Annotated in this window: 18 protein-coding genes and 1 pseudogene; 11 read left to right on the top strand and 8 right to left on the bottom strand. The window is 66.3% G+C overall.

The genetic code is table 11. The features are described 5' to 3' along the window. Window positions 1–282: 282 nt before the first annotated feature. Window positions 283–3,681, top strand: a complete 3,399-nt coding sequence (locus ACX5I6_RS17155; RefSeq protein ID WP_461841258.1) for a pyruvate carboxylase — start codon at window positions 283–285, stop codon at window positions 3,679–3,681. 71 nt (window positions 3,682–3,752) lie between these two features. On the opposite strand, the gene ACX5I6_RS17150 is transcribed toward ACX5I6_RS17155, so the two are convergent. Next, window positions 3,753–5,561 (bottom strand): AMP-dependent synthetase/ligase, encoded by a 1,809-nt coding sequence (locus ACX5I6_RS17150; protein ID WP_461841257.1) that lies wholly within the window; start codon window positions 5,559–5,561, stop codon window positions 3,753–3,755. A gap of 172 nt (window positions 5,562–5,733) precedes the next feature. Between ACX5I6_RS17150 and ACX5I6_RS17145 the strand changes: the two genes are divergently transcribed. Further along, on the top strand, window positions 5,734–6,825 hold the full coding sequence (locus ACX5I6_RS17145) for an ROK family glucokinase (RefSeq protein ID WP_461841256.1): 1,092 nt from the start codon (window positions 5,734–5,736) through the stop codon (window positions 6,823–6,825). Between the two features lie 17 nt (window positions 6,826–6,842). Here the strand turns inward: ACX5I6_RS17145 and ACX5I6_RS17140 are convergent, their stop codons facing one another. From ACX5I6_RS17140 to ACX5I6_RS17130, 3 genes are read right to left on the bottom strand one after another with little or no spacing between them, the layout of a single operon-like run. Further along, window positions 6,843–7,412, bottom strand: a complete 570-nt coding sequence (locus ACX5I6_RS17140; RefSeq protein ID WP_461841255.1) for a hypothetical protein — start codon at window positions 7,410–7,412, stop codon at window positions 6,843–6,845. A gap of 48 nt (window positions 7,413–7,460) precedes the next feature. Continuing rightward, on the bottom strand, window positions 7,461–8,207 hold the full coding sequence (locus ACX5I6_RS17135) for an alpha/beta hydrolase (protein WP_461841254.1): 747 nt from the start codon (window positions 8,205–8,207) through the stop codon (window positions 7,461–7,463). Then, window positions 8,204–8,992 (bottom strand): alpha/beta hydrolase, encoded by a 789-nt coding sequence (locus tag ACX5I6_RS17130; protein WP_461841253.1) that lies wholly within the window; start codon window positions 8,990–8,992, stop codon window positions 8,204–8,206. The genes ACX5I6_RS17135 and ACX5I6_RS17130 overlap by 4 nt, the downstream gene beginning before the upstream one ends. Before the next feature lie 111 nt (window positions 8,993–9,103). On the opposite strand from ACX5I6_RS17130, the gene ACX5I6_RS17125 reads away from it, so the two are divergent. Together ACX5I6_RS17125 and ACX5I6_RS17120 are read left to right on the top strand one after the other, a co-directional pair. Beyond that, entirely contained in the window at window positions 9,104–9,928 is an 825-nt protein-coding gene (locus tag ACX5I6_RS17125) for a lysophospholipid acyltransferase family protein (protein WP_461841252.1), read from the top strand. Between the two features lie 91 nt (window positions 9,929–10,019). Beyond that, window positions 10,020–11,414, top strand: coding sequence for a class II 3-deoxy-7-phosphoheptulonate synthase (locus ACX5I6_RS17120; RefSeq protein ID WP_018763537.1), 1,395 nt, complete (start codon window positions 10,020–10,022; stop codon window positions 11,412–11,414). Between the two features lie 34 nt (window positions 11,415–11,448). Here ACX5I6_RS17120 and pknB read toward each other — a convergent pair whose 3' ends face one another. Both pknB and ACX5I6_RS17110 read right to left on the bottom strand, forming a co-directional pair. Beyond that, window positions 11,449–13,539 (bottom strand): Stk1 family PASTA domain-containing Ser/Thr kinase, encoded by a 2,091-nt coding sequence (gene pknB, locus ACX5I6_RS17115; RefSeq protein ID WP_461841251.1) that lies wholly within the window; start codon window positions 13,537–13,539, stop codon window positions 11,449–11,451. A gap of 108 nt (window positions 13,540–13,647) precedes the next feature. Continuing rightward, the gene (locus ACX5I6_RS17110; protein ID WP_461841250.1) at window positions 13,648–15,054 is read right to left on the bottom strand and encodes a LysM peptidoglycan-binding domain-containing protein; all 1,407 of its coding nucleotides are present in this window, start codon (window positions 15,052–15,054) and stop codon (window positions 13,648–13,650) included. A 270-nt stretch (window positions 15,055–15,324) separates the two neighbouring features. On the opposite strand from ACX5I6_RS17110, the gene ACX5I6_RS17105 reads away from it, so the two are divergent. Continuing rightward, entirely contained in the window at window positions 15,325–15,657 is a 333-nt protein-coding gene (locus ACX5I6_RS17105) for an Rv2175c family DNA-binding protein (RefSeq protein ID WP_018763540.1), read from the top strand. Between the two features lie 8 nt (window positions 15,658–15,665). Here ACX5I6_RS17105 and ACX5I6_RS17100 read toward each other — a convergent pair whose 3' ends face one another. Continuing rightward, complete coding sequence (locus ACX5I6_RS17100; protein WP_461841249.1) at window positions 15,666–16,760, bottom strand: polyprenyl synthetase family protein; 1,095 nt, start codon at window positions 16,758–16,760, stop codon at window positions 15,666–15,668. Beyond that, complete coding sequence (locus ACX5I6_RS17095; RefSeq protein WP_461841248.1) at window positions 16,757–17,281, bottom strand: hypothetical protein; 525 nt, start codon at window positions 17,279–17,281, stop codon at window positions 16,757–16,759. The genes ACX5I6_RS17100 and ACX5I6_RS17095 overlap by 4 nt, the downstream gene beginning before the upstream one ends. A 105-nt stretch (window positions 17,282–17,386) precedes the next feature. On the opposite strand from ACX5I6_RS17095, the pseudogene dinB reads away from it, so the two are divergent. From dinB to ACX5I6_RS17065, 6 genes and pseudogenes are all read left to right on the top strand, one after another. Next, window positions 17,387–18,618: pseudogene (gene dinB, locus ACX5I6_RS17090) on the top strand (DNA polymerase IV). Window positions 18,619–18,865: 247 nt separating this feature from the next. After that, complete coding sequence (locus ACX5I6_RS17085; RefSeq protein ID WP_461841247.1) at window positions 18,866–19,237, top strand: DUF3040 domain-containing protein; 372 nt, start codon at window positions 18,866–18,868, stop codon at window positions 19,235–19,237. Between the two features lie 332 nt (window positions 19,238–19,569). Next, window positions 19,570–19,998, top strand: a complete 429-nt coding sequence (gene mraZ / locus ACX5I6_RS17080) for a division/cell wall cluster transcriptional repressor MraZ (RefSeq protein ID WP_018763545.1) — start codon at window positions 19,570–19,572, stop codon at window positions 19,996–19,998. Between the two features lie 165 nt (window positions 19,999–20,163). After that, a complete protein-coding gene (rsmH, locus tag ACX5I6_RS17075) occupies window positions 20,164–21,156 on the top strand; it encodes a 16S rRNA (cytosine(1402)-N(4))-methyltransferase RsmH (protein ID WP_461841246.1) in 993 nt (330 codons plus the stop codon). Beyond that, a complete protein-coding gene (locus ACX5I6_RS17070) occupies window positions 21,153–21,848 on the top strand; it encodes a cell division protein FtsL (RefSeq protein ID WP_285248987.1) in 696 nt (231 codons plus the stop codon). Before rsmH ends, ACX5I6_RS17070 begins: the two co-directional genes overlap by 4 nt. 47 nt (window positions 21,849–21,895) lie before the next feature. Continuing rightward, complete coding sequence (locus ACX5I6_RS17065) at window positions 21,896–23,701, top strand: peptidoglycan D,D-transpeptidase FtsI family protein (RefSeq protein WP_461841245.1); 1,806 nt, start codon at window positions 21,896–21,898, stop codon at window positions 23,699–23,701. Window positions 23,702–23,734 lie beyond the last annotated feature (33 nt).

Here is a 23,734-nt window from a genome sequence, read left to right as displayed (position 1 = left end):
GCCGGATGCCGTGTTGGGGGTAATGTTTGCCTCGGCAGAGCCGAAGCCGGACGGTCCTGCCGCCCTACTCATCATATGTTGATGCGTCGGCGAATCCTGTTTTATCGGGCGTCGGCATGGCATCGACTGTGCTGCCGGGGCGGTTTCCGCCAGCCAGGCTGAAAGCGTTCGGGACGTGACGGGGAAATCTGTGATGGTGGCCACAAAGATTTGTGTTTGTCCTTGTAGGTCCTAGACACTGTGACCACTCATCGATCCACCCCGCAATGATGCAGGAGAAGTATGTTTTCCAAAGTTCTGGTGGCCAACCGCGGTGAAATCGCGATCAGGGCCTTCCGCGCCGGCTATGAGCTGGGCGCCAAGACCGTTGCCGTTTTTCCGCAGGAGGACCGAAACTCGATCCACCGCCAGAAAGCGGACGAGGCCTACCTGATCGGCGAGGAAGGACACCCGGTCCGGGCCTACCTGGACGTGGCCGAGGTGGTCCGGGTTGCCAAGGAGTCCGGCGCGGACGCCATCTACCCGGGGTACGGCTTCCTCTCCGAGAACCCTGAGCTAGCCCGCGCGGCGAAGGCCGCGGGCATCACCTTCGTGGGTCCGCCTGCGGAAGTGCTGGAGCTTGCCGGCAACAAGGTCGCGGCCCTCAAGGCTGCCCGCGAGGCCGGCGTCCCGGTGCTGAAGTCCAGCGAGCCCTCCAAGGACCTGGACGAGCTGCTGGCGGCCGCCGATGAGATCGGATTCCCCATCTTCGCCAAGGCTGTAGCCGGCGGCGGCGGCCGCGGCATGCGCCGGGTGGACACCCGGGAAGCCCTGCCTGAGGCCCTGAAGTCCGCCATGCGCGAGGCAGACGCGGCGTTCGGTGACCCCACCATGTTCCTGGAGCAGGCCGTCCTGCGCCCCCGCCACATCGAAGTGCAGATCCTCGCCGACGCAGAGGGCAACGTCATGCACCTCTTCGAGCGCGACTGCTCCATCCAGCGGCGGCACCAGAAGGTCATCGAGATCGCCCCCGCCCCCAACCTCGATGAGGGAATCCGGCAGGCCCTCTACCGGGACGCCGTGAAGTTCGCCAAGGCCCTGAACTACGTCAACGCCGGCACGGTCGAATTCCTGGTGGACACCGAGGGTGAGCGCGCCGGCCAGCACGTCTTCATCGAAATGAACCCCCGCATCCAGGTGGAGCACACCGTCACCGAGGAAGTCACGGACGTGGACCTGGTGCAGGCCCAGATGCGGATCGCCTCCGGCGAGACCCTGGCCGACCTTGGACTGTCCCAGGACACCGTCAAGCTCCGCGGCGCCGCCTTGCAAAGCCGCATCACCACCGAGGATCCCGCCAACGGTTTCCGGCCCGACGTCGGAAAGATCACCGGGTACCGCTCGGCCGGCGGCGCCGGCGTGCGGCTCGACGGCGGTACGGTGTACTCCGGCGCCGAGATCAGCCCCCACTTCGACTCCATGCTGGTCAAGCTCACCTGCCGCGGCCGGGACTACCCGTCAGCGGTGGCCCGTGCCCGCCGTGCCCTGGCCGAGTTCCGCATCCGCGGTGTCTCCACGAACATCCCCTTCCTCCAGGCCGTCCTGGACGACCCCGATTTCATCGCGGGCGATGTCGCCACCAACTTCATCGACCAGCGCCCTGAGCTGCTCAAGGCCCGTGTCTCGGCCGACCGTGGCACCAAGCTCCTGACGTGGCTGGCCGAGGTCACCGTCAACAAGCCCAACGGCGAGCTGACCGTGCACTCCAACCCGGCCGACAAGCTGCCCGACGTCAAGGGCAAGGAGGCGGCTGCGGGTTCACGCCAGAGGCTCCTCGAGCTGGGCCCGGAGGGCTTCGCCAAGGCACTGCGCGAGCAGACGGCCGTAGCGGTCACGGACACCACGTTCCGCGACGCACACCAGTCCCTGCTGGCCACCCGCGTCCGCACCCGCGACCTCGTTGCCGCCGGGCCTGCCGTCACGGCGTTGCTCCCGCAGCTGCTGTCCGTTGAGGCGTGGGGCGGAGCAACCTACGATGTTGCCCTGCGCTTCCTCGGCGAGGACCCCTGGGACCGGCTCGCCGCGCTCCGCAAGGCGATGCCGAACGTGTGCATCCAGATGCTCCTGCGCGGCCGCAACACGGTTGGTTACACGCCGTACCCTGAAGAGGTGACCGAGGCCTTCGTCAACGAGGCCGCCGCCACCGGCATCGACATCTTCCGTATCTTTGACGCCTTGAACGACGTCAACCAGATGGCCCCGGCCATCCGCGCGGTCCGCGCCACCGGCACCGCCGTCGCCGAAGTGGCGCTCTGCTACACCGGCGACATGCTGGACCCGGAAGAGAAGCTCTACACCCTGGACTACTACCTGGCACTGGCGCAGAAGATCGTGGACGCCGGCGCCCACATCCTGGCGATCAAGGACATGGCGGGCCTGCTCCGCCCTGCGGCGGCGGCAAAGCTCGTGGCCGCCCTGCGGGACCGGTTCGACCTGCCCGTCCACCTGCACACGCACGATACTGCGGGCGGCCAGCTGGCCACCCTGCTCGCCGCCGTCGACGCCGGTGTGGACGCCGTGGACGTCGCAGCGGCATCGCTGGCCGGCACCACCAGCCAGCCCTCGGCGTCGGCCCTGGTCGCGGCCCTGGCGCACACGCCGCGCGACACCGGCATCAGCCTGGACGCCGTCAGCTCGCTGGAACCGTACTGGGAAGCGGTCCGCCGCGTCTACGCGCCGTTCGAGTCCGGCCTGCCGGGCCCCACCGGCCGCGTATACAAGCACGAAATCCCGGGCGGCCAGTTGTCCAACCTCCGCCAGCAGGCCATGGCATTGGGCCTGGGCGAGCGGTTCGAAGCGATCGAGGACATGTACACCGCCGCGGACCGGATCCTGGGCCACCTGGTGAAGGTGACGCCGTCCTCGAAGGTGGTGGGTGACCTCGCGCTCCACCTGGTGGGCCTCAACGCCGATCCCGCGGATTTCGAAGCGAACCCGCAGAATTACGACATCCCCGACTCCGTCATCGGTTTCCTGTCCGGCGAGCTCGGTGATCCTCCGGGAGGCTGGCCCGAGCCCTTCCGTACCAAGGCCTTGCAGGGCAGGAGCGTGAAGGTCCGCGATGCCGAGCTCAGTGCCGAGGACAGCGCGGCCCTGAAGTCCGATTCGAAGACCCGCCAGCACACGCTGAACCGGTTGCTTTTCGACGGACCCACCAAGGACTACCTCAAGAGCGTGGACACGTACGGCAACATCTCCGTGCTTGACACCCGCGACTACCTCTACGGCCTCCAGCGCGGCACTGAGCACGAAATCCAGCTGGAACGCGGCGTCCGCCTCATCGCCTCCCTGGAAGCCGTCTCGGAACCGGACGAGAAGGGCATGCGCACCGTCATGTGCACCCTCAACGGCCAGTCCCGGCCGGTCGTGGTGCGGGACCGTTCCGTGGTCAGCAACGTCAAGGCGGCCGAGAAAGCCGACCCCGGCCAGCCCGGCCAGGTGGCCGCACCCTTCGCCGGCGCCGTCACTGTCACCGTCAAGCCCGGCGACATGGTCAAGGCCGGCGACACCGTGGCAACGATCGAAGCGATGAAGATGGAAGCCTCCATCACAACGCCGGTAGCGGGCAAGGTGGCCAGGCTCGCCATCTCCGCCGTCGAGCAGGTCCAAGGCGGGGATCTGCTGCTGGTGATCGAGGAGTAGACGGGCCACAGCCAGGCAAACGAAGGGGGCCTCCCGGCAACGGGAGGCCCCCTTGATGTGCTGACGCCTTGCTACGAACGCGGCGCGGAGTACATTTCCTCGATGACCGTTTCGAAGTCCTTCATCACCTGGGCCCGCTTCACCTTCATGGAGGGGGTCAGGTGCCCGGAGGCCTCGGTGAAGTCCGCCGGAACGATCCGGAAGGACTTGATGGCCTCGGCCTGGGACACCGACGTGTTTGCGGCGGTGATCAGGTCCTGGACGGCCGCCTTCACCACCGGATTGCCCGCGGCCTGCTCGAGCGTGGTGTCCGATGGAAGGCCGTGGCGCTGGAGCCAGCCCGGCAGTGCTTCCTGGTCCAGGGTGACCAAGGCGCCGATGAAGGGCCTGTTGTCGCCCACCACCAGGACCTGGGAGACCAGGGCGTCAGCGCGGATCTGGTCCTCCAGGAGGGCCGGGATCACATTCTTGCCGCCGGCCGTAACGATGATCTCCTTCTTACGCCCGGTGATCCATACGAAGCCTTCCTCGTCCAGCCGGCCGATGTCACCGGTGTGGAACCAGCCGTCCGTGAATGCCTCGGCGGTGAGGTCTTCCCGACGGTAGTAGCCCCGCATGACGCAGACGCCCTTGGCCAGGATCTCGCCGTCATCGGCGATCTTGACCGCGTTGCCCGGCAGCGGCTTGCCCACCGATCCGATCTTGATCCGAGAAGGCGTGTTGACCGTGATGGGAGCGGTGGTCTCGGTAAGTCCGTATCCCTCCAGCACCTGCAGCCCGATTCCTTGGAAGAAGTGACCCAGCCGCTCACCCAGGGGGCCGCCGCCGGACACGGCGTGCGCGACGTGTCCGCCCATCGCCGCCCGCAACTTGCCGTACACCAGTTTGTCGAACAGGGCGTGGCGCAGCTTCAGGCCCAGCCCCACCCGTCCGTCCTGGTGTGCCTTGGAAAATGCGATGGCGGTTTCGGCTGCCCGGTGGAAGATGGCACCCTTGCCGCCGTCCTCCGCTTTGGTCAGGGCGGAGTTGTAGACCTTCTCGAAGACCCTCGGGACCGCCAGGATGAAGGTGGGTTCGTAGCTCTGCAGGTCGCCCAGGAGGTTCTTGATGTCGGGGGTGTGGGCCACGGTGGCGCCTGCGGCCATCGCAAGCACGGAAATGAAGCGGGCGAACACGTGGGCCATCGGCAGGAACATGATGGTCTTGGCGTTCTCGTGGACGATGTCGCCGATGATGGCCAGGGCGTTGTCCGAGAGCTCCACGAAGTTCCCGTGCGTCAGCTCGCAGCCCTTCGGCCGTCCCGTGGTTCCGGAGGTGTAGATGATGGTGGCGACGTCGCCAAGGTTCGCTGCGCTGCGCCGCCCTTCGAGTTCTTCATCGCTGACGTCCCGGCCGGCATCGCGGAGCGCGTCGAGTCCCTGGCCCTCAAGCTGCCAGACGTGCTGCACGTCGGTGAGCCCCTCGGCCGTAACGGCCTGGCGGATGACGTTCTCGTGGTGCGCGGATTCGCCGAAAGCGGCCACAGCGCCCGAATCGCCGAGGTTCCAGGCGACCTGGGACGGGGAGGACGTTTCGTAGATGGGGACCGACACCGCACCGGCGAACCAGATGGAGAAGTCGACGAGTGCCCACTCGTAGCGGGTACGGGACATGATGCCCACGCGGTCGCCTGCAGCGACGCCGCTGGCGATCAGGCCCTTGGCCAAGGCCCTGACATCGGCCAGGAACTCTGTGGCGGCAACGTTCTCCCACGCGCCCGCGGCATCCAGGCGCGAAAACAGTGCCGGATTGCTGGCCTTGCCTGCCTGCCGCAACACCAGGTCGGTGATGTTGGATTCGGGTGGGACAACAACCAGGGGCGGAACACTGAATTCGCGCACTATAGCTCCTTTGATATCTGAAGTCCCGCGCAGGGGGTGTGCCTAAAGACTAATACCCCGGGCGGGACCGTGCACTACACAAACCTACTGGCGAGTAACTTAGCCGTCAATGAGCGCCGCGTCCGGCGGTGTATGTCAAGACAATTCCGGTGCCCGCCTAGAATGGTGGACTATGTACGGAGCGTTGCCCGGCGATCAGGCCGGCCCCCTTGGAAGACCGGCTCCCTGGCGGCGCCGTCCCGCTATCCAGCGCCCCGGACGGTTGCACAGCGGTGGAGTCCGCGGGCACCTCCGCCTTGGCCGCAAGGGATTGGCCATCGGGATCGATATCGGGGGGACCAAGGTCGCCGCGGGCGTTGTGGACGCCGAAGGCAGGATTCTCAGCGAAGCGCGCCGGTCCACGCCGGGCACCGACCCGCGGGCGGTGGAGCAGGTCATCGTGGAACTCGTCGAGGAACTGGGCCGGGGCCACCGCATCTGGTCGGTGGGAATCGGCGCCGCAGGATGGATGGACCTGGCCGGCGGAACCGTCCTCTTCAGCCCGCACCTGGCCTGGCGCAACGAGCCTCTCCGCGAGAACCTGCAGCGGCTCCTTCGCCGCCCCGTGCTGCTGACCAACGACGCCGATGCTGCGGCCTGGGCCGAATGGCGCTTCGGTGCCGGCCAAGGGGAGGACCGCCTGGTGTGCATCACCCTTGGTACTGGAATCGGCGGCGCCATGGTGATGGACGGCAGGGTGGAACGCGGCCGCTTCGGAGTTGCTGGCGAGTTTGGCCACCAGATCATCATGCCCGGCGGCCACCGGTGCGAATGCGGCAACCGCGGATGCTGGGAACAGTACGCGTCGGGCAATGCCCTGGGCCGGGAGGCGCGTCTCCTCGCCCGGGCAAATTCGCCCGTAGCCCAGGACCTGCTTGCGGCCGTGGGCGGACGTCCGGAAGCCATCACGGGTGCAATCGTCACGGAACTGGCCTTGGCAGGCGACCGTGCCTCGCGCGAGCTGATCGAGGAAGTGGGCGAATGGCTTGGCCTGGGACTGGCCAACCTGGCCGCAGCCCTCGATCCAGGCATGTTCGTCATCGGCGGAGGCTTGTGCTCTGCGGGTGACCTGCTGGTGCAGCCGGCCCGCAAGGCGTTCTCCCGGAACCTCACGGGCCGTGGCTTCCGGCCGGAAGCAGCCATCGAACTGGCGGCCCTGGGTCCCAACGCCGGCCTGATCGGTGCGGCGGACCTCTCCCGCGTCAGCAGCCGCGTCCGCAGCTGACCTGGCGGCCAGCCCCGCTAGACCCTCGCGCCGTCGTCGTCGCCGTTCTTTTCCTGGGGCAGCTTCATGATCAGGTACACGGTCGCGAGCACGAAGACGGCAACAATGCCAACGATCGCCAGCAGGGGTGCCGACCGCCAGAACATTGCCGACAACAGCAGCGCCACCGGTCCGCCCACGGCTCCCAGCCACGCCAGCATGGTCAGCGGATCGGTGCCGGCCAGGCTGGGCGGTTCCTCCGGCACGAACTCACCGCCGTCGTCGTCCACCTCATAGTCCCGGGGTCCCTCGGACGGGCCGGCTGGCTCTGTTCCCGTCCCGCCGGCGGCTGCCGCCTCGCGCTCCGCCGCCGACAGCTCGGCAGGCGGCATACCGGCCAGCCCCAGGGGATCGAAGTCCTGGAACGACGGCGGCTGGCCGGTTTCCGGCGTGCCGGTCGCCTTCCCCGACGGTGGCAGCTGGCCGCCCGCCGGGGTATCTGGGCGCGTTGCCACGGTGTCCGATTCGAGCCGTGCCACCAGGTCCAGCCAGACGGCGTCGTCCTGGCTGGCTCCCGGGTCCGGCTGGCCCGCATCATGCCTGTTCATGGCGGCCCTCCTGCCCTGCCGCGGCGGGACTGGCCGGGGGCGCAGCGTTCAGGACCCGCCGAATGAAGTCCACCGAGCCCTCGAAGATGAGCTCGGCGTCGTTGTCCAGGGTGGCGACGTGGTAACTGTTTTCCAGCCGGACCACGTCCAGGGGCGCGTTCGCCAGCCCACGCCGGAGGACGGCCATGCTGGCATCGGACACCACATGGTCCACGGTTGACCGGTACACCTGGACCGGGGCGGTGATCCGGGGAGGAGCCGGACGGTGTCCTTGAACATCTTGTTGAGTTCGTGGGCGGCGGCCACCGGGGTGCGTGCGTAAGCGCCCTCATCCACGCCGGCTTTAAGGATGTCGTTGCCGATGGACGGGGTGCTCTTCAGGACCAGCTTCAGGATGCCCGCCAGCGGCGCGCGGGGGTCGTCGACCACCAGGCCGGGGTTCACCAGGACCACTCCCGCCACCGGCCTGGTTGCGGCAATCCGCAGGGCCAGGGCTCCGCCCATGCTCAGGCCGGCAGCGAAAACCCGGTCGCACTGGGCGTCCAGTTCGAGGAACGCCTCATCGAGGGCGCCGTGCCATTGCTGCCAGCGGGTCCGCGAGAGGTCCTGCCACGTCGTGCCGTGGCCCGGAAGCAGCGGCATCCGGACGGCGAAACCGGCCGCGGCGAATGCCGTGGCCCAGGCCCGCAAACCATGCGGGCTTCCCGTGAAGCCGTGGGACAGGACGATTCCGGTGCGGGGACCCTCGCCGCTGAAGGCGCTGGAGAAGGGGCTGTGGTCGGGGCCGGAGGTCATGGCGTCTCCAAGGTACTGGTGCGGCGGGCGTGGGCGGCGACGAATGCTTCCGATTTCTCGAAGATCGCGGGCGCGTCCACGTCCAGAGTAGCCACATGTCCGCTGCTGGCAAGCTCCACCGCCTCGGCGAGGTTTCCCCGCAGCCCCTTCTCCAGGAGGGCCAGGGATGTTGGCGGGACCACGGCGTCCGTCCGCGACTTGAAGACCTGGACCGGGGCGTCCACTTTCGGCAGCCCGCGGATTGCGGCGCCAAAGAGCTTCTTGAGCTCATGCACGGCCGCCAGCGGAGTCCGCGAATAGTCGCCGTCGTCCGTTGCTGCCGCCGTAGGCTGGTCCTCCTGGATGGGGATCGTGGTCCGCTGGAAGTACTTGAGGACACCGATCACCCGCACCCGGCGGTCGTAGAAGCTCAGGCCCGGGTTGACGATGGTCACGCCCGCAACGTGGTGGCGGGAGGCCGCGAGCAGGGCGATGGCACCGCCCATGGACAGGCCGGCCGTAAACGTCATATCCGTCCGCGCGGAAAGGTCAAGGAAGGCTTCCTCGTAACTGCGGTACCAGTCCTGCCACCCCGTCCGGGCGAGCTGGCGCCAGTCGGTTCCGTGCCCCGGCAGCAGGGGAACGGACACGGCGTATCCCTGGTCCGCCAGGTGCATTGCCCACGGCAGCACGCTCAACGGGCTGCCGGTGAACCCGTGGGAGATGGCGATGCCAATCCGCGCATTGGGGCCGTGGCCTGGATAGCTGAAAGCGGCCGTTCGGGGCGGGGTGCTGCTTTCAGTCATGACTCCATCGTGTCACTGTTCCTGCCAAATCTCACTAGAGTAGGGTTGCATTGAATCGCTGGCCAGGCCCGACGCCGGGGCTGGGAGCCGCCTTCCGGAGAGGTTCGCCACGTGTTCTATTGGGTCATGAAAAGGATCTTCCTCGGTCCGGTGATCAAGCTGCTTTTCCGGCCGTGGGTCAAGGGCCTGGACAACATCCCGGCGCAGGGGGCTGCAATTATCGCCTCCAACCACCTGTCATTCTCGGATTCCATCTTCATGCCGCTCATGGTCCGCCGCCCGGTGGTGTTCCTGGCCAAATCGGAGTATTTCACGGGAACCGGGATCAAGGGCAGGTTGACGGCGGCGTTCTTCCGCCTGACCAACCAGCTGCCCATGGACCGGTCCGGTGGCGCGGCCTCGGCGGCGTCCCTGAACGCCGGGATGGACGTGCTCACCTCAGGGGGGCTGCTGGGCATCTACCCCGAGGGCACGCGCAGCCCGGACGCCCGGTTGTACCGCGGGAAAGTGGGCGTGGCCCGGCTGGCGCTGCAGGCGGGCGTTCCCGTCATTCCCGTGGCCATGATCGGCACCGACAAAGTCCAGCCCATCGGCAAGCGGCTGCCCAACATCCGCAGGATCGGCATGATCTTCGGCGAGCCGCTGGACTTCAGCCAATATCGCGAGCAGGCGGAAGACCGCACCGTGCAGCGGCTTGTCACGGACGAGATCATGACCAACCTGATGCGGCTGTCCGGCCAGGAGTACGTGGACGAGTACGCCGCCGTGGTTAAGCTCCGGCTTGCCGGCAAGCCCGTGGAACCCCGGGCGGCAGCCCAGCCACTGGCGGCGCCGGTTGCGGCCGAAGGCGAATTCGTCCACGGCAGCGGCACAAAGGCACCGGCGGAAGGCACTCCGGCCGCGGAGGGCGACGCCGGGACATCCGCCGCCATCTAGTGGCACGGGGGTTTCCAGTGCCGTTGTGACGCCGGGGCCGGGCTGAGTGACGACGCTGTGCCCGCCGGTCCCGCCCGGACGCTAGTCTTAGATGGTGACTGAGCTATCCGCAAAACCTGCCTTTTCGCTGTCAAGTACCGCCCAGAGCGGGGCGGCCAACTATCCCGGACTCGACAACTGGCGGGACCTTCCCATTTCGCAGCAGCCCAGCTGGCAGGACCGCGGCGTCTTCGAAGCCTCGGTGAAGGAACTTTCCGTCCTTCCCCCGCTGGTGTTCGCCGGTGAAGTGGACGTGCTGCGCGAGCGGCTCGCCGCTGCGGCCCAGGGCAAGGCCTTCCTGCTGCAGGGCGGCGACTGCGCCGAAACGTTCGAGGCCGCCACGGCGGACAAGATCAGTGCCCGCGTCAAGACCATTCTGCAGATGGCAGTGGTACTCACGTACGGGGCGGCCATGCCGGTCATCAAGATGGGCCGGATGGCGGGCCAGTTCGCCAAGCCCCGTTCCTCAAACGACGAAACCCGCGACGGCGTCACGCTGCCCGCCTACCGCGGCGACATTGTCAACGGCTACGATTTCACGCCCGAGTCCCGCGGCCATGACGCCGCCAGGATGCTCCGCGCCTACCACACCTCGGCGTCCACCCTGAACCTCATCCGGGCCTTCACCCAGGGTGGATTCGCGGACCTCCGCTCGGTGCACCAGTGGAACAAGGGGTTCACCGAAAACCCGGCCCACGCGCGCTACGAGTCACTGGCCCGGGACATCGACCGCGCCATTAAGTTCATGGATTCCTGCGGCGCCGACTTCGAAGCCCTCAAGCGGGTGGAGTTCTTCGCCAGCCACGAGGCACTGCTTCTGGACTACGAGCGCGCCCTGACGCGCATCGACTCCCGCACCGGTTTCCCTTACGACACCTCGGCCCATTTCCTGTGGATCGGGGAGCGTACCCGGGAGCTGGACCACGCACATGTGGACTTCCTTTCGCGGGTGCGCAACCCCATCGGGGTCAAGCTCGGCCCGTCCACCACTGGTGACGACGCCCTGCGCCTGATCGACAAGCTGGACCCTGACCGCGAGCCTGGCCGCCTGACCTTCATTACCCGCATGGGTGCCGGCAACATCCGCGAGAAGCTGCCTGCCGTCGTCGAGAAGGTCACAGCGTCCGGTGCCCAGGTGCTGTGGGTCACCGACCCCATGCACGGCAACACCGTTACGTCGCCCAACGGCTACAAGACGCGCAATTTCGACGACGTCATCGACGAAGTGCGCGGCTTCTTTGAAGTGCACCACGGGTTGGGTACGGTACCCGGTGGCCTCCACGTGGAGATGACCGGCGACGATGTGGCCGAGTGCCTCGGCGGCGCGGACCCGATCGACCAGGATGCCTTCCTGGACCGCTACGAATCAGTGTGCGATCCCCGCCTGAACCATATGCAATCGCTGGAAATGGCGTTCCTCGTCGCTGGGGCCCTCGCCAAGAACTAGTTGGTTGGGGGCCGGCACTGCCGGCCCCACCCTCCTACACCACGGTGATGGTGATGACGGAACCTTCCGGGGCCTTCCGGTTCACCGGTTCCTGGTCCCGGACGGTGCCGAAGAAGCCGCCGAGGATGTTGTTGACACGGACTTGGAAGCCCAGCGCTTCCAGGGCCTTCCGCGCTTCTGCAGCCTGCTTGCCGATGAAGCTGGGGACATCCACCATCTTTGGCCCCTTGGAAAGGGTTAGGGTGACCGTCCCGCCGCGGGTCAGTGTCCCGGTGGCCGGGGACTGGCCGACCACGGCGCCCTCGGGAACGGATTTGTCGAATACCGCATCGGGTGATGTGTCGGCAGTCAGTCCCGCGGCCTTGATCGCGGCGACGGCATCGTCCTTGGCTTTGCCAACGACACTGGGAACGGGGATCGGCTGCGGTCCCTTGGACACCACCATCTCCACGGGCGTGCCGTGCCGGGCGGGAGTGCCGGCTGCTGGATTTTGTGAGAGCACCGTGCCGGCCGCGGCCTGGTCGTCGTATTGTTCTGTGACCGCTCCCAGCGCCATTTGGGCTGCATTGAGGGAGTTCTTCGCGTCCGTCAGGGTTCCGCCTGTGAGTTTGGGCAGGGGGAAAAGTTGCGGTCCCTTCGAGACCAGCAGGGAGACCGGCTGGAATTTCCGGATCTCCGTTCCGGCGGACGGATCGCTGCCCACCACCAGCCCGGTGGGCACCTGGTCATCGAAGACATCGCTGGTGGTGGAATGGAAACCCACCCCGTTGAGCAGCTGCTGGGCCTGCGCCACCGTCTTATTGGCGACGGCCGGCACCGCGGCCGCAGCGCCTGGCCCCATGCCGAAAAACCATCCGGCGCCCGTGGCCAGGAGGGCAGCCACAATGAGGACGACGATCCACAGGATGCCACGCCGGCGGGGGTTGCCGTCCCGGAGCGTCCGCGCCGGAGTGGCGGCTGCCCGCGCGCGGACCTTTTCGTCCTCCCTGTCCGACCGGCGCTGCGCGCGCTTGCTGAGCCGTGGCGGCGGGGGAGTCCAGGCGTCGTCGGCGTCGTCGGGAAGTGCGAGGCCCGGCCGCCGGGAGTGGAACATCAGGGCTTCCGTAGCAGCCCCTCCGGCCGTGCTGTCCTGCTGCAGCGGTTGCCGTCCGGGGGGATAGCCGGGGGCAGCCGGCCGGGCGGGGGGCATAAGGGTTGTTGGATTGCTGGCGCGGGCCAGGACCTCGGTCTGGTGCTGGGCCGCTGCGGCTGCAGCGGCGGGCGGCTGCAGGTCGAGCTCGGCATCCGTGAGGTTGGTCCGGATGTGGCGCAGTTCCTGGAGGAGCGCGTTGCCGTCGACCGGCCGGTTTTCGGGATCATTGGCGGTGCACCACTGCACCAGCTCATCGACTTCCGCTGCGAGGCCGGGAACCAAGGCCGACGGCGGCCCGACCGTTCCGTTGACATGCTGGTAGGCGACCTGGATGGGGACGTCACCGTCGAACGGCTGCCGCCCCGTCAGCAATTCGTACAACATGATGCCCACGGAATAGACATCGCTGCGCTCGTCCGCCGGTTGGCCCAGGACCAGTTCGGGGGAGATATAGGCGACGGTGCCGATCAGCGCACCGGTGCTGGTGGAACTGGTGACCGCGCGGGCCAGGCCGAAATCGCCAATCTTTATCCTGCCGTCATCGGCGATCAGGACATTCTCCGGCTTGACGTCCCGGTGGATGAAGCCCGCTGCGTGCGCGGCTCCCAGCCCCTCCACCACGGGGTCGATCAGGGCCAGTGCCAGCCGCGGCGAGAGTGCGCCCCGTTCCTTGAGGACGTCCCGAAGCGTGTGGCCCTTGATGTACTCCATGACGAGGTAGGCGGTGGTGCCGTCGTTGCCCTGGTCCAGTACACCCACCACGTGCGGGTGCGAGAGGCGCGCGGCGGCCTTCGCTTCGCGGCCGAGCCTGCCAAGGAAGCTTTCGTCGGCAGCGAGGTGCGGGTGGAGCACCTTGAGCGCCACTTCGCGGTCCAGCCTCTCGTCGACGGCCAGGTAGACGGTGGACATTCCGCCGCGGGCGAGCCTGGAGGCCACTGCGTAGCGGTTGTCCACCAGTGTCCCTGCAAGGGGGTCTGTCACGTGTTCCTGCACCTTACGATCCTAATCCCGCGGCGAAAAGCATCCGAAACGGCAGCGGGTCCGAACCGGTAACGGTTCGGACCCGCGGTGTTTCATCCGGAGCCGGTGATGCCCGGGGGCTCAGCGGTAGTTTCTCTGGTTTGCCTTGATGGCTGCCACATAGGCCTTGGTGTCGTCGTACATCCCGTACTTGCTGACCGAGTACTGGCCTTGGTAGTACCCGGCGATGGCCGTGTCCTGGTCTTTGCTGGTTGCCAGCAACTGGCGGAGGATGGCGATGCCTGCCGTCGCGTTGTCGTAGGGGTCGAGCAGGTTCAGCTTGCGCCCGACCAAGTCGGATGCCCACTGCCCCGAGCTGGGAATGACCTGCATGGTGCCGATCGCATTCGCCGGTGACACGGCCCGCTGGTTGAAGCCTGACTCCTGGTACGCAAAGGCGAGGGCAAGGGAAGTATCCACGCCCATCCGGCGTGCGGTATCCGCCACGATGTTCTTCATTTCATCCCTCGAAGGGACAGGGGACGCGTTGAGGAGGGCTTTATTCTCGTTGGCCGAACTCACGACCGCAGCCGGGTAGCTGAAGCCGAGGAACGTGCTGGGAACCAGGGGAGCGGCGGCAGGCTGAGGGGCTGCGGGGGCGGGCTGCGGGCTTGCCTGTCCGGCGCCGCCGGGGATGACCAGTTTGCTGCCGGGGTAGATGACGGTGGTCATGCCCAACTGGTTCGCGGAGAGCAGGTCCGACAACTTGACCCCGTGCCGGGACGCAATGGCTGAAAGGGTGTCACCGGCCTTGATCGTGTAGGAACCCGAGGCCGGGGCGGACGTGACAGCCAAGGCGGGTGCGGGAGCAGCCGGGGCGGGAGCCGCCGGTGCCGGCGCAGCGGCCGCGGGAGCGGCGTCTCCGGCGCTGACCTTGATCTTCTGGCCGGGGTAGATGATGGAGCGCATCGACAGGTTGTTCCAGGCAAAGACGTCGGAGAGGCCAACATTGTGCCGCGCGGCAATGGCACCCAGGGTGTCTCCAGGCTTCACCGTGTAGGTGGCGCCGCCCGGGGCGGCCGGCGCTGCCGGGGCCTGCGCTGCGGGAGCCGGCGAAGGGGCTGCCGGTGCTGCCGAGCCGGACAGTTTGATCTTCTGGCCGGGGTAGATGATGGTGTTCGGCTGGAGGTTGTTGAGCTTGAGGATTTCCCCTGTGTCCAGTCCGAAGCGGCCGGCGATCGCGCTCACGGTGTCCCCCCGGACGATGGTGTAATCCGCGGGGGCCGCCGGCTGTGCGGGCTGCAGGGTTGCCGGAATGGTTGTGGAGACGGAAGAGGCGGGGATGACCGCGCCTGAAACCTGGGCAGCTGCCTGGGCCTTCATTGCCGCTGCAAGGCTGCTGGGAATGGTGCGTACGGGCTGCGCTGCCGCTGCGGGTTGGGCAAGGGCCAAGGATGACAGGACAACCGCTGGCAGTGCCGCGGTGGTGGCGGCAATCATCGGCAGGCTCGGCTTGGGGGGCTGCTTGGGCGAGCGGGACATCGACATGGAAAGAATCCTCTTCTCAACTGCGGGCGCGGACGCGGGCGGGGATGCCGCTGTCAATCTTGATACTACTGTGACTTTAAGTTATTCGTGTTACAACTGTGATCAAAGTGAATCTCTCACGAATTTGCGATTAGCACAAGAAGCCGGAGAATGCCCGGAATGCCCACTTTCATGGAGTGTCCCGGGGCGGACGGGCAAATGAATTGCTCGGACTAGGCGACAAGGTGCGCGGCGTGGCAACCTTGGTCCGTGAGTAATGTAGAAAACCTGGTGGGCGAGTGGTTGCCGCTGCCCGACGTCGCACGTTTGTTGGATGTTTCCGTCACGAAGGTCCATGGCCTGATTGACGATCATGCCTTGGCCGCGGTGCGGGTTGGGGAGCGGAAGATCCGTTCAGTTCCCGCAGAATTCATCCAGGATGGCCAGGTAGTGGACAGCCTGAAAGGCACCATTGTGGTGCTCTCCGATGCGGGTTATTCGGATGAAGACCTCATTGTGTGGCTGTTTACCGCCGACGAATCATTGCGCGGCCGCCCGATTGATGCATTGCGGGAAGGCCGCAAAACGGAAATCAGGCGCAGGGCCCAAACTCTCGCCTGGTAATTCCCGCTTTAGGAGGCTCGGCTGACCGTTGCTTCAGCCAGCCTCCGCAGGGCGGTTTTGGGCAGGTCCTCCAACTCGAGCTCGTCGAGGGCATCAAATGCCGCGGCGCCGAATTCCCCGATCAGGACTTCAGTAGCCTGCAGTGCACCGGAATCCTCGATGATCCGCCTGATTTCGAGGATGTCCGCCTCGGAAAGGCCTGGGCTGCCGAGGCTGGCGTCGATAAAGGCCGACTCAGCGGGGGATGCCTGGTCCAGGGCCAGCGCCACCAGGACCGTGCGCTTGCCTTCCCTCAAATCGTCCCCTGCGGGCTTGCCAGTGGTCAGCGGATCGCCGAATACCCCCAGGACGTCGTCGCGGAGCTGGAATGCTTCGCCGAGCGGCAGGGCGAAAGCCGAGTAGCCGCGGAGAAGCTCGTTGGACGCTCCAGCCAAGGCCCCGCCCAGCGCCAGCGGATGTTCGGTGGAGTACTTGGCGCTCTTGAACCGGATGATGGACTGGGCCCTGCCAACCGCTCCGGCACGGTCCCGGACCGGCCCCGCCACTTCCTCCAGGATGTCCAAGTACTGTCCGGCCATTACCTCGGCGCGCATGAGGTTGAAGATCAGCCGTGCCCTGCTGCCGGAGGCAGCACGCTCGCCGATGTCAGTGAACGCTTCCTCGCTGAAGGACAGGCAAAGGTCGCCGGCAAGGATGGCTGCTGCCTGGCCGAAGCGTTCGCTGTCCAGGGCCCAGCCCTGCGCGGTATGCAGCTGGCTGAAACGCCGATGCACACTGGGACCGCCACGCCGGGTGTCTGAACGGTCGATGATGTCATCGTGGATCAGGGCAGCGGCCTGGAACAGTTCAAGGGCGGCACCTGCCGTCACAACCTGCCTGGCTCCGGCCTCCCCGCCGGCGCCGCGCCAGCCCCAGTAGCACATGAGCGCCCGGAGGCGCTTGCCGCCGGTGACCAGGTTCGAGATGGAGCCCATGATGGGCTCGATGTCCGGCGAGATTCCGGACATGATGGACTGTCGCTGGGTCAGGAAGCCGGTCAGTTCGCCGGCAACTCCCGCCACGAAGTCTGCCTGTTCATTCCTCAGCTGCTCCGCGGCCGTCACTTGGCCGACTCAGCTGCGACGTTCGCGCCGATCGTGAACGTGGAGACGCCGGAAGCTTCCACCACCGAGAGGTTCACGGTCTCATTGTCGCCGCGGACGAAGTCCTTGGAGGCAACCCCGCCCACCGTATCGCCCGGAACCGCCTTGAAGCCCTGGCCTTCGAGGGCCTTGGTGTAGAAGTCGATGACGGCGGCGGTGGGAGCCGATACCGTGCCCACCAGCGCGGCCGTAGCCGGGGTGGATGCCTTGTCAAAGCTGCTGGACACCACCGTGGCCCCGGTCATCAGGGGCAGAAGCTGCTGGGGGAACCCTTCGACGACGGCGCCGACCGTTGCCGACGTGTTGGGGGATGCCGATGGGCTGGGCGAGGCCGTGAGGGTGGACTGCGTGGCGGCAATGGAAGCGGTCTGGGAGGACTCTGCCTGGCCTGACGGGGCTTGGCTGCACGCGGCAAGGGCGAGCACCCCGACGGCGGCAAGCGCGGCCAGGCCAGCTGGCTTGAAGTTTCCGATAGCCGTCACAGGGACTTTCCTCCTGGTGTTGTGGGCGGAATCAGCCTCCAGTTTAGCCAGCCTCCGGAGGGGGTGGCGCAAACCGATAGGATTGCAGCCGTGGTGCCCGCAGGTATGAACCAGCCAGCCGCCGCGCCCCTTCAGGGCCGCCGGCGTTCCTGCATCATGCATGTGGACATGGATGCCTTCTTTGTCTCTGTCGAACTCCGTACCCGCCCTGAACTCCGCGGCAAGCCCGTGATTGTCGGGTTTCCGGGGGAGCGGTCGGTGGTCTTGTCGGGTTCCTATGAAGCCCGGGCTTTTGGCGTTAAGTCTGCGATGCCCATGGTCGTGGCGATGCGGATGTGCCCGCAGGCCGTGGTGATTGAACCCCGGCACAAGCTCTACTACGAGGTCTCCGGGCAACTGATGGCGATCTTCGAATCCATCACCGGGCTCGTGGAACCGTTGAGTGTTGACGAAGCCTTCCTTGACGTCACCGGTGCACTGCGCCGGCTGGGGCCGCCCAGGGGGATCGGGGAGCTGATCCGGCGCAGGGTGGCTGCGGAACTGGGGATCACCGCCTCGGTGGGAATTGCGGAAACGAAGTTCGTGGCCAAGATCGCCTCCACCCGGTGCAAGCCCGACGGGCTCCTGATGATTGGGCCTGACGAAACCGTTCCGTACCTCCACAGCCTCCCGGTGGGCGCGCTGTGGGGCGTCGGTGCCAAGACGGGTGAGGCACTGGCGAACATGGGCATCAGGACGGTGGCCGACGTCGCAGCAACCCCGGTCTCCTCGTTAAGAAGGTACTCGGCGCCACCGGGGAACACGTGCACCAGCTCGCCTGGGGCATTGACCCCCGTCCCGTGACCCCGGTGCGGCTGGAAAAGAGCATCGGGGCGGAAGAGACGTTCGCCGTGGATACGGCCGACGATGCGCTCCTGAGGCGCGAACTGCTCCGGCTGTCCCACCGGACGGCGACCCGGCTGCGCAGCTCGGGCATGGTGGCGCGGACCGTAGCCCTGAAGCTCCGGTTTGCAGACTTCTCCACCATCACCCGCAGCAGGACGGTCCACACGCCCGTCGACAGCGCCCAGCTGATCTACGCCGTAGCACTCCAGTTGTTGGAGTCCCTCGGAACCAGGGCTATGACAGTGCGGCTTGTGGGGGTCAGGGCTGAACAGCTCGAGGAAGCGGCACGGACCTCGCTGCAGCTGAGCATTGACCGCAGGGATGAGAACTGGCGGGCCGCCGAGCAGGCGCTGGACGAGGTAACGCGCAGGTTCGGCAGCAAGTCCGTCCTGCCCGCACGCCTGATGGAGCCGGACATCCCGTCGGGGGATGAAACGGATGGACCGGCCTGACCGCCGAAGTCATTGCCGTCTTTCAGATCAGGCCGCAACAATCTATCCTTAGATATACATAGTTTTCGAGTGAATGGACTTACTGCCGGACCCTCTTGGACATGCTCCCGCCCCCGCGACTGCATGTAAGGTTCCCGTCTTGGCCGCCGCCGGCCTGACGGGAACTTTCCAGCTACAGCAGACGTTCTAGGGGTCAGAAGTAGTGGCTGGGATCAGCCCGGACGTTGGCCTACAAAAGGAGGTCGTGATGCCGCTGTCGGAGCACGAACAGAAGCTGCTTGAGCAGCTTGAGAAGCAGCTTCACGAGGACGATCCGAAGTTCGCGAACTCGATGGGTTCGGACCCCGGGCGTTCATGGTCCACGAGGCACGTGGTCATCGGGGTCCTGTGCGCGCTTGCCGGCGTCTTCCTGTTACTGGTTGGCGTCACCCTCCAGAACATTTTCGTCGGTGTCCTGGGCTTTGTGGTCATGGGCGGCGGAGTATATTTTGCCACCATGCGCAGTTCCCGGGGCCGCCCTGGTTCCAAGGGCAGAACCGGCAAGGCCGGCAAGCCCCGGAGTTCGTTCATGAGCAGCCTCGAGGAACGCTGGGACGAGCGCCGCAGGGGAGAGTCCTGAGCTGCCTCCCGGCTTAGCCGCCCCGCCCCTCCATTTCGCTCCCCTGACGTCAGGGGAAACGCACGTAAAGGCCCGCTTCGGCGGGCCTTTCCTTGTTAACCGGCGATGAGCCGCTTTAGGGTCACGACTGGGCCGAATTCGGGTAAAAGTCCTCCACTTTCCACCACCAGGGCATTTTCCGCGTCTTTTCGGGGGTCGCATCCCATAAACGGCGTGCTCGAATGGCCGTTTTGCGTTGACTGTGGTGGAAAGTGGAGTAATGTGGAGGGCATAAGAGGGTGGTTGCAACACAGGGGATGTGCAGTTCCTGACGGCGGACAGGCGGTGGGCCAGTGTTTCTGGGCACTCACTCGCCACGTCTGGATGAAAAGGGACGGATCATTCTCCCCGCAAAGTTCCGGGAGGAGCTTGCCAGCGGGCTGGTGCTCACAAGGGGCCAGGAACGTTGCATCTACGTCTTCAGTGAGAAGGAATTTGCACGGGTCCACGAGCAGATGCGGGAGGCGCCAATCTCCTCCAAGCAAGCTCGTGACTACATCCGCGTATTTCTCTCTGGAGCCTCGGACGAGGTACCTGACAAGCAGGGGCGCGTGACCATTCCACCGGCGCTCCGGGAGTATGCAGGACTCGGAAGGGAACTTGCCGTGATCGGCGCCGGTACCCGCGCCGAGATCTGGGACGCCCAGGCTTGGAATGAATACCTTGCGGAGAAGGAAACCGCCTTCTCCGAAACTGACGATCCCATTCCTGGCATTCTCTGAATCCGGAACGGGCAGCAGGTGGCTTCTTGGATGAGATCTCCAGCCGGCCCATCGGCTGCCAACCTGGCTCAACTTCCCCTGAGCCAGGCGGGCAGGACGGTAGGCGCGGATGGGGATCTGGTCCCAGAAGCAGCAGGTGACAACGACGGCGGGAAAGGACCAGGCATGACAGATGAACCGAAGCCCACGTCCGAACGCCATGTGCCGGTCCTGCGGGACCGGTGCATCAATTTGTTGGCACCGGGATTTGAAGCGGCGAGGCGGCGGGGCCAGACTCCAATAGCCGTTGACGCGACCCTGGGCATGGGCGGGCACTCAGAGGCAATGCTCCAGCGGTTTCCCGACCTCCACCTCATCGGGATCGACCGCGACGAAGAAGCGCTTGCCCTCGCTGGGGAGCGGCTGGCGCCTTTCGCGGCACGGACCGATCTCGTCCACGCCGTCTATGACGAAATCCCGGACGTGCTGGCGGACCTCGGCGTAGCCGAAGTGCACGGGATCCTCATGGACCTGGGCGTCTCCTCCCTGCAGCTGGATGAGCGTGAGCGCGGCTTCGCCTACTCCTTCGACGCACCCCTGGACATGCGGATGGACACCAGCCGGGGCCAAACGGCGGCGGATGTGGTCAACACGTACAGCGAAGCGGACCTGGTCAGGATCATCCGCAAATGGGGCGAGGAAAAGTTTGCGGGACGCATCGCCAACCGGATTGTCGCGGCCCGCGCCGTCAAGGAGTTCACCACCACCGGCGAGCTCGTGGAACAAATCCGCTCGGTTGTCCCTGCCTCGGCCGCCAAGTCGGGCGGACATCCCGCCAAGCGGACGTTCCAGGCGTTGCGGATCGAGGTCAACGAGGAACTTGACGTCCTGGAACGGGCCGTACCTGCCGCCGTCGACTCCCTGGCAATGGGCGGGCGCATCGTGGTCATGTCCTACCACTCGCTGGAAGACAAGATCGTCAAAGGCGTGTTTCAGGCGCGGTCCAAGTCATCGGCTCCCCTCGGCTTCCCGGTGGAGCTGGAGGAGCACAAGCCCGAGCTGAAAACCCTCACCAAGGGCACCGAGGTGCCCACCGCCGTCGAAATCGCCGAAAACCCGCGCGCTGCCTCCGCCAGGCTTCGTGCCGCAGAACGAATCAGAGCCAGGAGAGCTGCATGAGCACCGCCGCCGTCAAGAACTTTCCCGTCGTTTCCGGCAGCTCGGCGCCCGCCAGCAGGCCGGCGGGCCGCCCTGACGAAGGTCGAAAGGGACGCACCCCGCTCTCTGTGGTCCGCACGGCACCGCGCAAGCGCCGGGCCCCCTTCGTCGTGATGTGCTTCGCCATGCTGGCCGTCGCGCTGGTGGCAGTGCTTGTCCTCAACATCTCGGTCTCCACGGCCCAGTACCAGCTCGTTGAGCTGCGGGCCAAGCAGAGCTCCTTGACCAAGGCAAACCAGGACCTCACCCAGCAGGTGCAGAACTTCGAGGCACCCCAGAACCTGGCCGCCAAGGCAACGGAACTGGGAATGGTGGCCTCCACGGTCAAAGGCCAGATCGACTTGTCCACATTGTCCGTGACCGGAAAGGCGACGCCTGCGGTCAAGGGCGCACCGGCAGGGGCAGTCATCCCGTCGCCGGCTGTGGCGGGCCAGCTCATCGTGCCCCCGGCAGCCAAGGACGCAACCGCCGGCAAGGCGACGCCGCCGGACGCCGGCAGGACGTCCTCGGCCCCGGCAGCGGAGGCGGCCCAGGCGGCAGCACAGGCACAAGCCGCCGCGCAGGCCGCAGCAGCGGCCGCGGCCGCAGCTCCGGCGCCTGAACTGCACGGCGGCTCCATCCCGGCTCCGCAGCAGAAGGTCCCCGGACAGTAAGTCGCCAGGCAGGACAATCAGCAGGTCGAACAGCAAGGAATATCACGGTGGCGCAAACGACCGGCAAGGCAGGAAAAGGCAAGGCACCCAACGCCACGAAGCGCTTGCGCCTGGGGTTGGGCATCATGCTCACCCTCCTGCTGGTAGTGGGCGGGAAGTTGTTCCTGGTCCAGGGTCTCGACGTCGGCGGCATGGCGGAAGCAGCCCTGAACAGCCGGATGACCTCGGCGATCCTGCCGGCCGAACGCGGCAGCATCCTGGACTCCCGCGGCACCGTGCTCGCCAACAGCGTTATCCGCTACAACATCGTGGTGGACCAGCGCGTCAACACCAAGACCGACTCCTACAAGCGCTATGAACCGCAGGCCGACGGCCACGACAAACTGGTGGACGTCAGCCGCGACCAGGCAATCTCGGAACTCGCTGCGGCCCTCGGAATGGACACCGCCGCCGTCCGGGATGCCGTGACCGGCCAGCAGCCCTATTACATCGTGGCCAAGGACGTGAAACCCGACGTCGAGGACCGCATCTCCAAGCTCCAGGTCCCGGGCATTGTTGCCGAGGGCGTGAGTAAACGCGTCTACCCCAACGGCGCGGTTGCCGGCGGCGTAGTGGGATTCCTGCAGGACGGCACCACCGGCCAGGCCGGCATCGAGCAGACACAGGATGACAAGCTGAAGGGCACGGACGGCAAGCGGCTGTTCGAGATCGGCGCAGATGGACTGCGCATCCCCGTGGGCCTGGACCAGCTGACCCCGCCCCAGAACGGCAAGGACGTCAAGCTGACCCTCAACTCCGACCTCCAGTACTTCGCCCAGCAGGCCATCCAGAGCCAAACGGACAAGCTCAGCGCCGAATGGGGCGTCATCATCGTAATGGATGCCAAGACCGGCAACCTCCTCGCCTTGGCGGACACCAACGCCCCCGATCCCAACAACCCGGGGCTGGTGGCCGCGAAGGACCGCGGCACACGCTCAGTGACCGCGGCCTACGAGCCCGGATCGGTGGAAAAGATGATGACCGCGGCGGCGGTCATCGATGAAGGGCTGGCAAGCCCGCTGGACAAGTTCACCATTCCGCCTACGTACACCGTGGACGGCCAGACCTTCAGTGACGCCTTTACCCACGGGACCGAGGAACGGACCCTGGCGGGCATCATTGGGTATTCCATGAACACCGGAACCGTCATGGCCGGCCAGCGGCTCAGCAAGGAACAGCGCTACGACTGGCTGAAGAAATTCGGCATCGGCGAAGCGCCTGACATCGGACTGCCCGCGACGGCAGCGGGCATCCTTTCGCCGGCTGACCAGTGGGACGGACGCCAGCAGTACACCGTCCTGTTTGGACAGGGCGTTTCCCAGTCCACGCTCCAGACCGTCCGCGCCTACCAGAGCATCGCCAACAACGGTGTCATGCTGCAACCGCGGCTGATCGATTCGTACATTTCTCCCGACGGCACGGAAGAGAAAGTCCCGGCCCAACCCTCACGCCAGGTGGTCTCGGGCGGCACCGCGCAGCAGGTCAAGGACATCCTTGAAAGCGCCGTCACGGAAGGCGAGATCAAGGATGCCGGCATCGACGGCTACCGGGTGGGCGCCAAGACCGGCACGTCGGAATCGCCCTGTGACGACGGCAAATCAGGCTACTGCGGCTACACGGCCTCCATCGTTGGAATGGCGCCGATGGATGATCCGCGGTTTATTGTGGAGGTGGTGCTCCAGCGGCCGAAGGGCAGCATCTACGGCATCACCAACGGGCCGGTCTTCCGGTCCGTCATGAGCCAGACGCTGCGGACCTACAACGTCCAGCCTTCAACCGGGGAGCCAGCCAGGTTGCCCCAGTACGCGAAGTAGCCGCTGCGCCACGCTGGAAACACCAGCAGCATC

Source organism: Arthrobacter sp. MMS24-T111 (assembly GCF_054888995.1).
The sequence above is the reverse complement of the archived record's forward strand: the minus strand, read 5'-3'. Positions and strand labels throughout refer to the sequence as shown.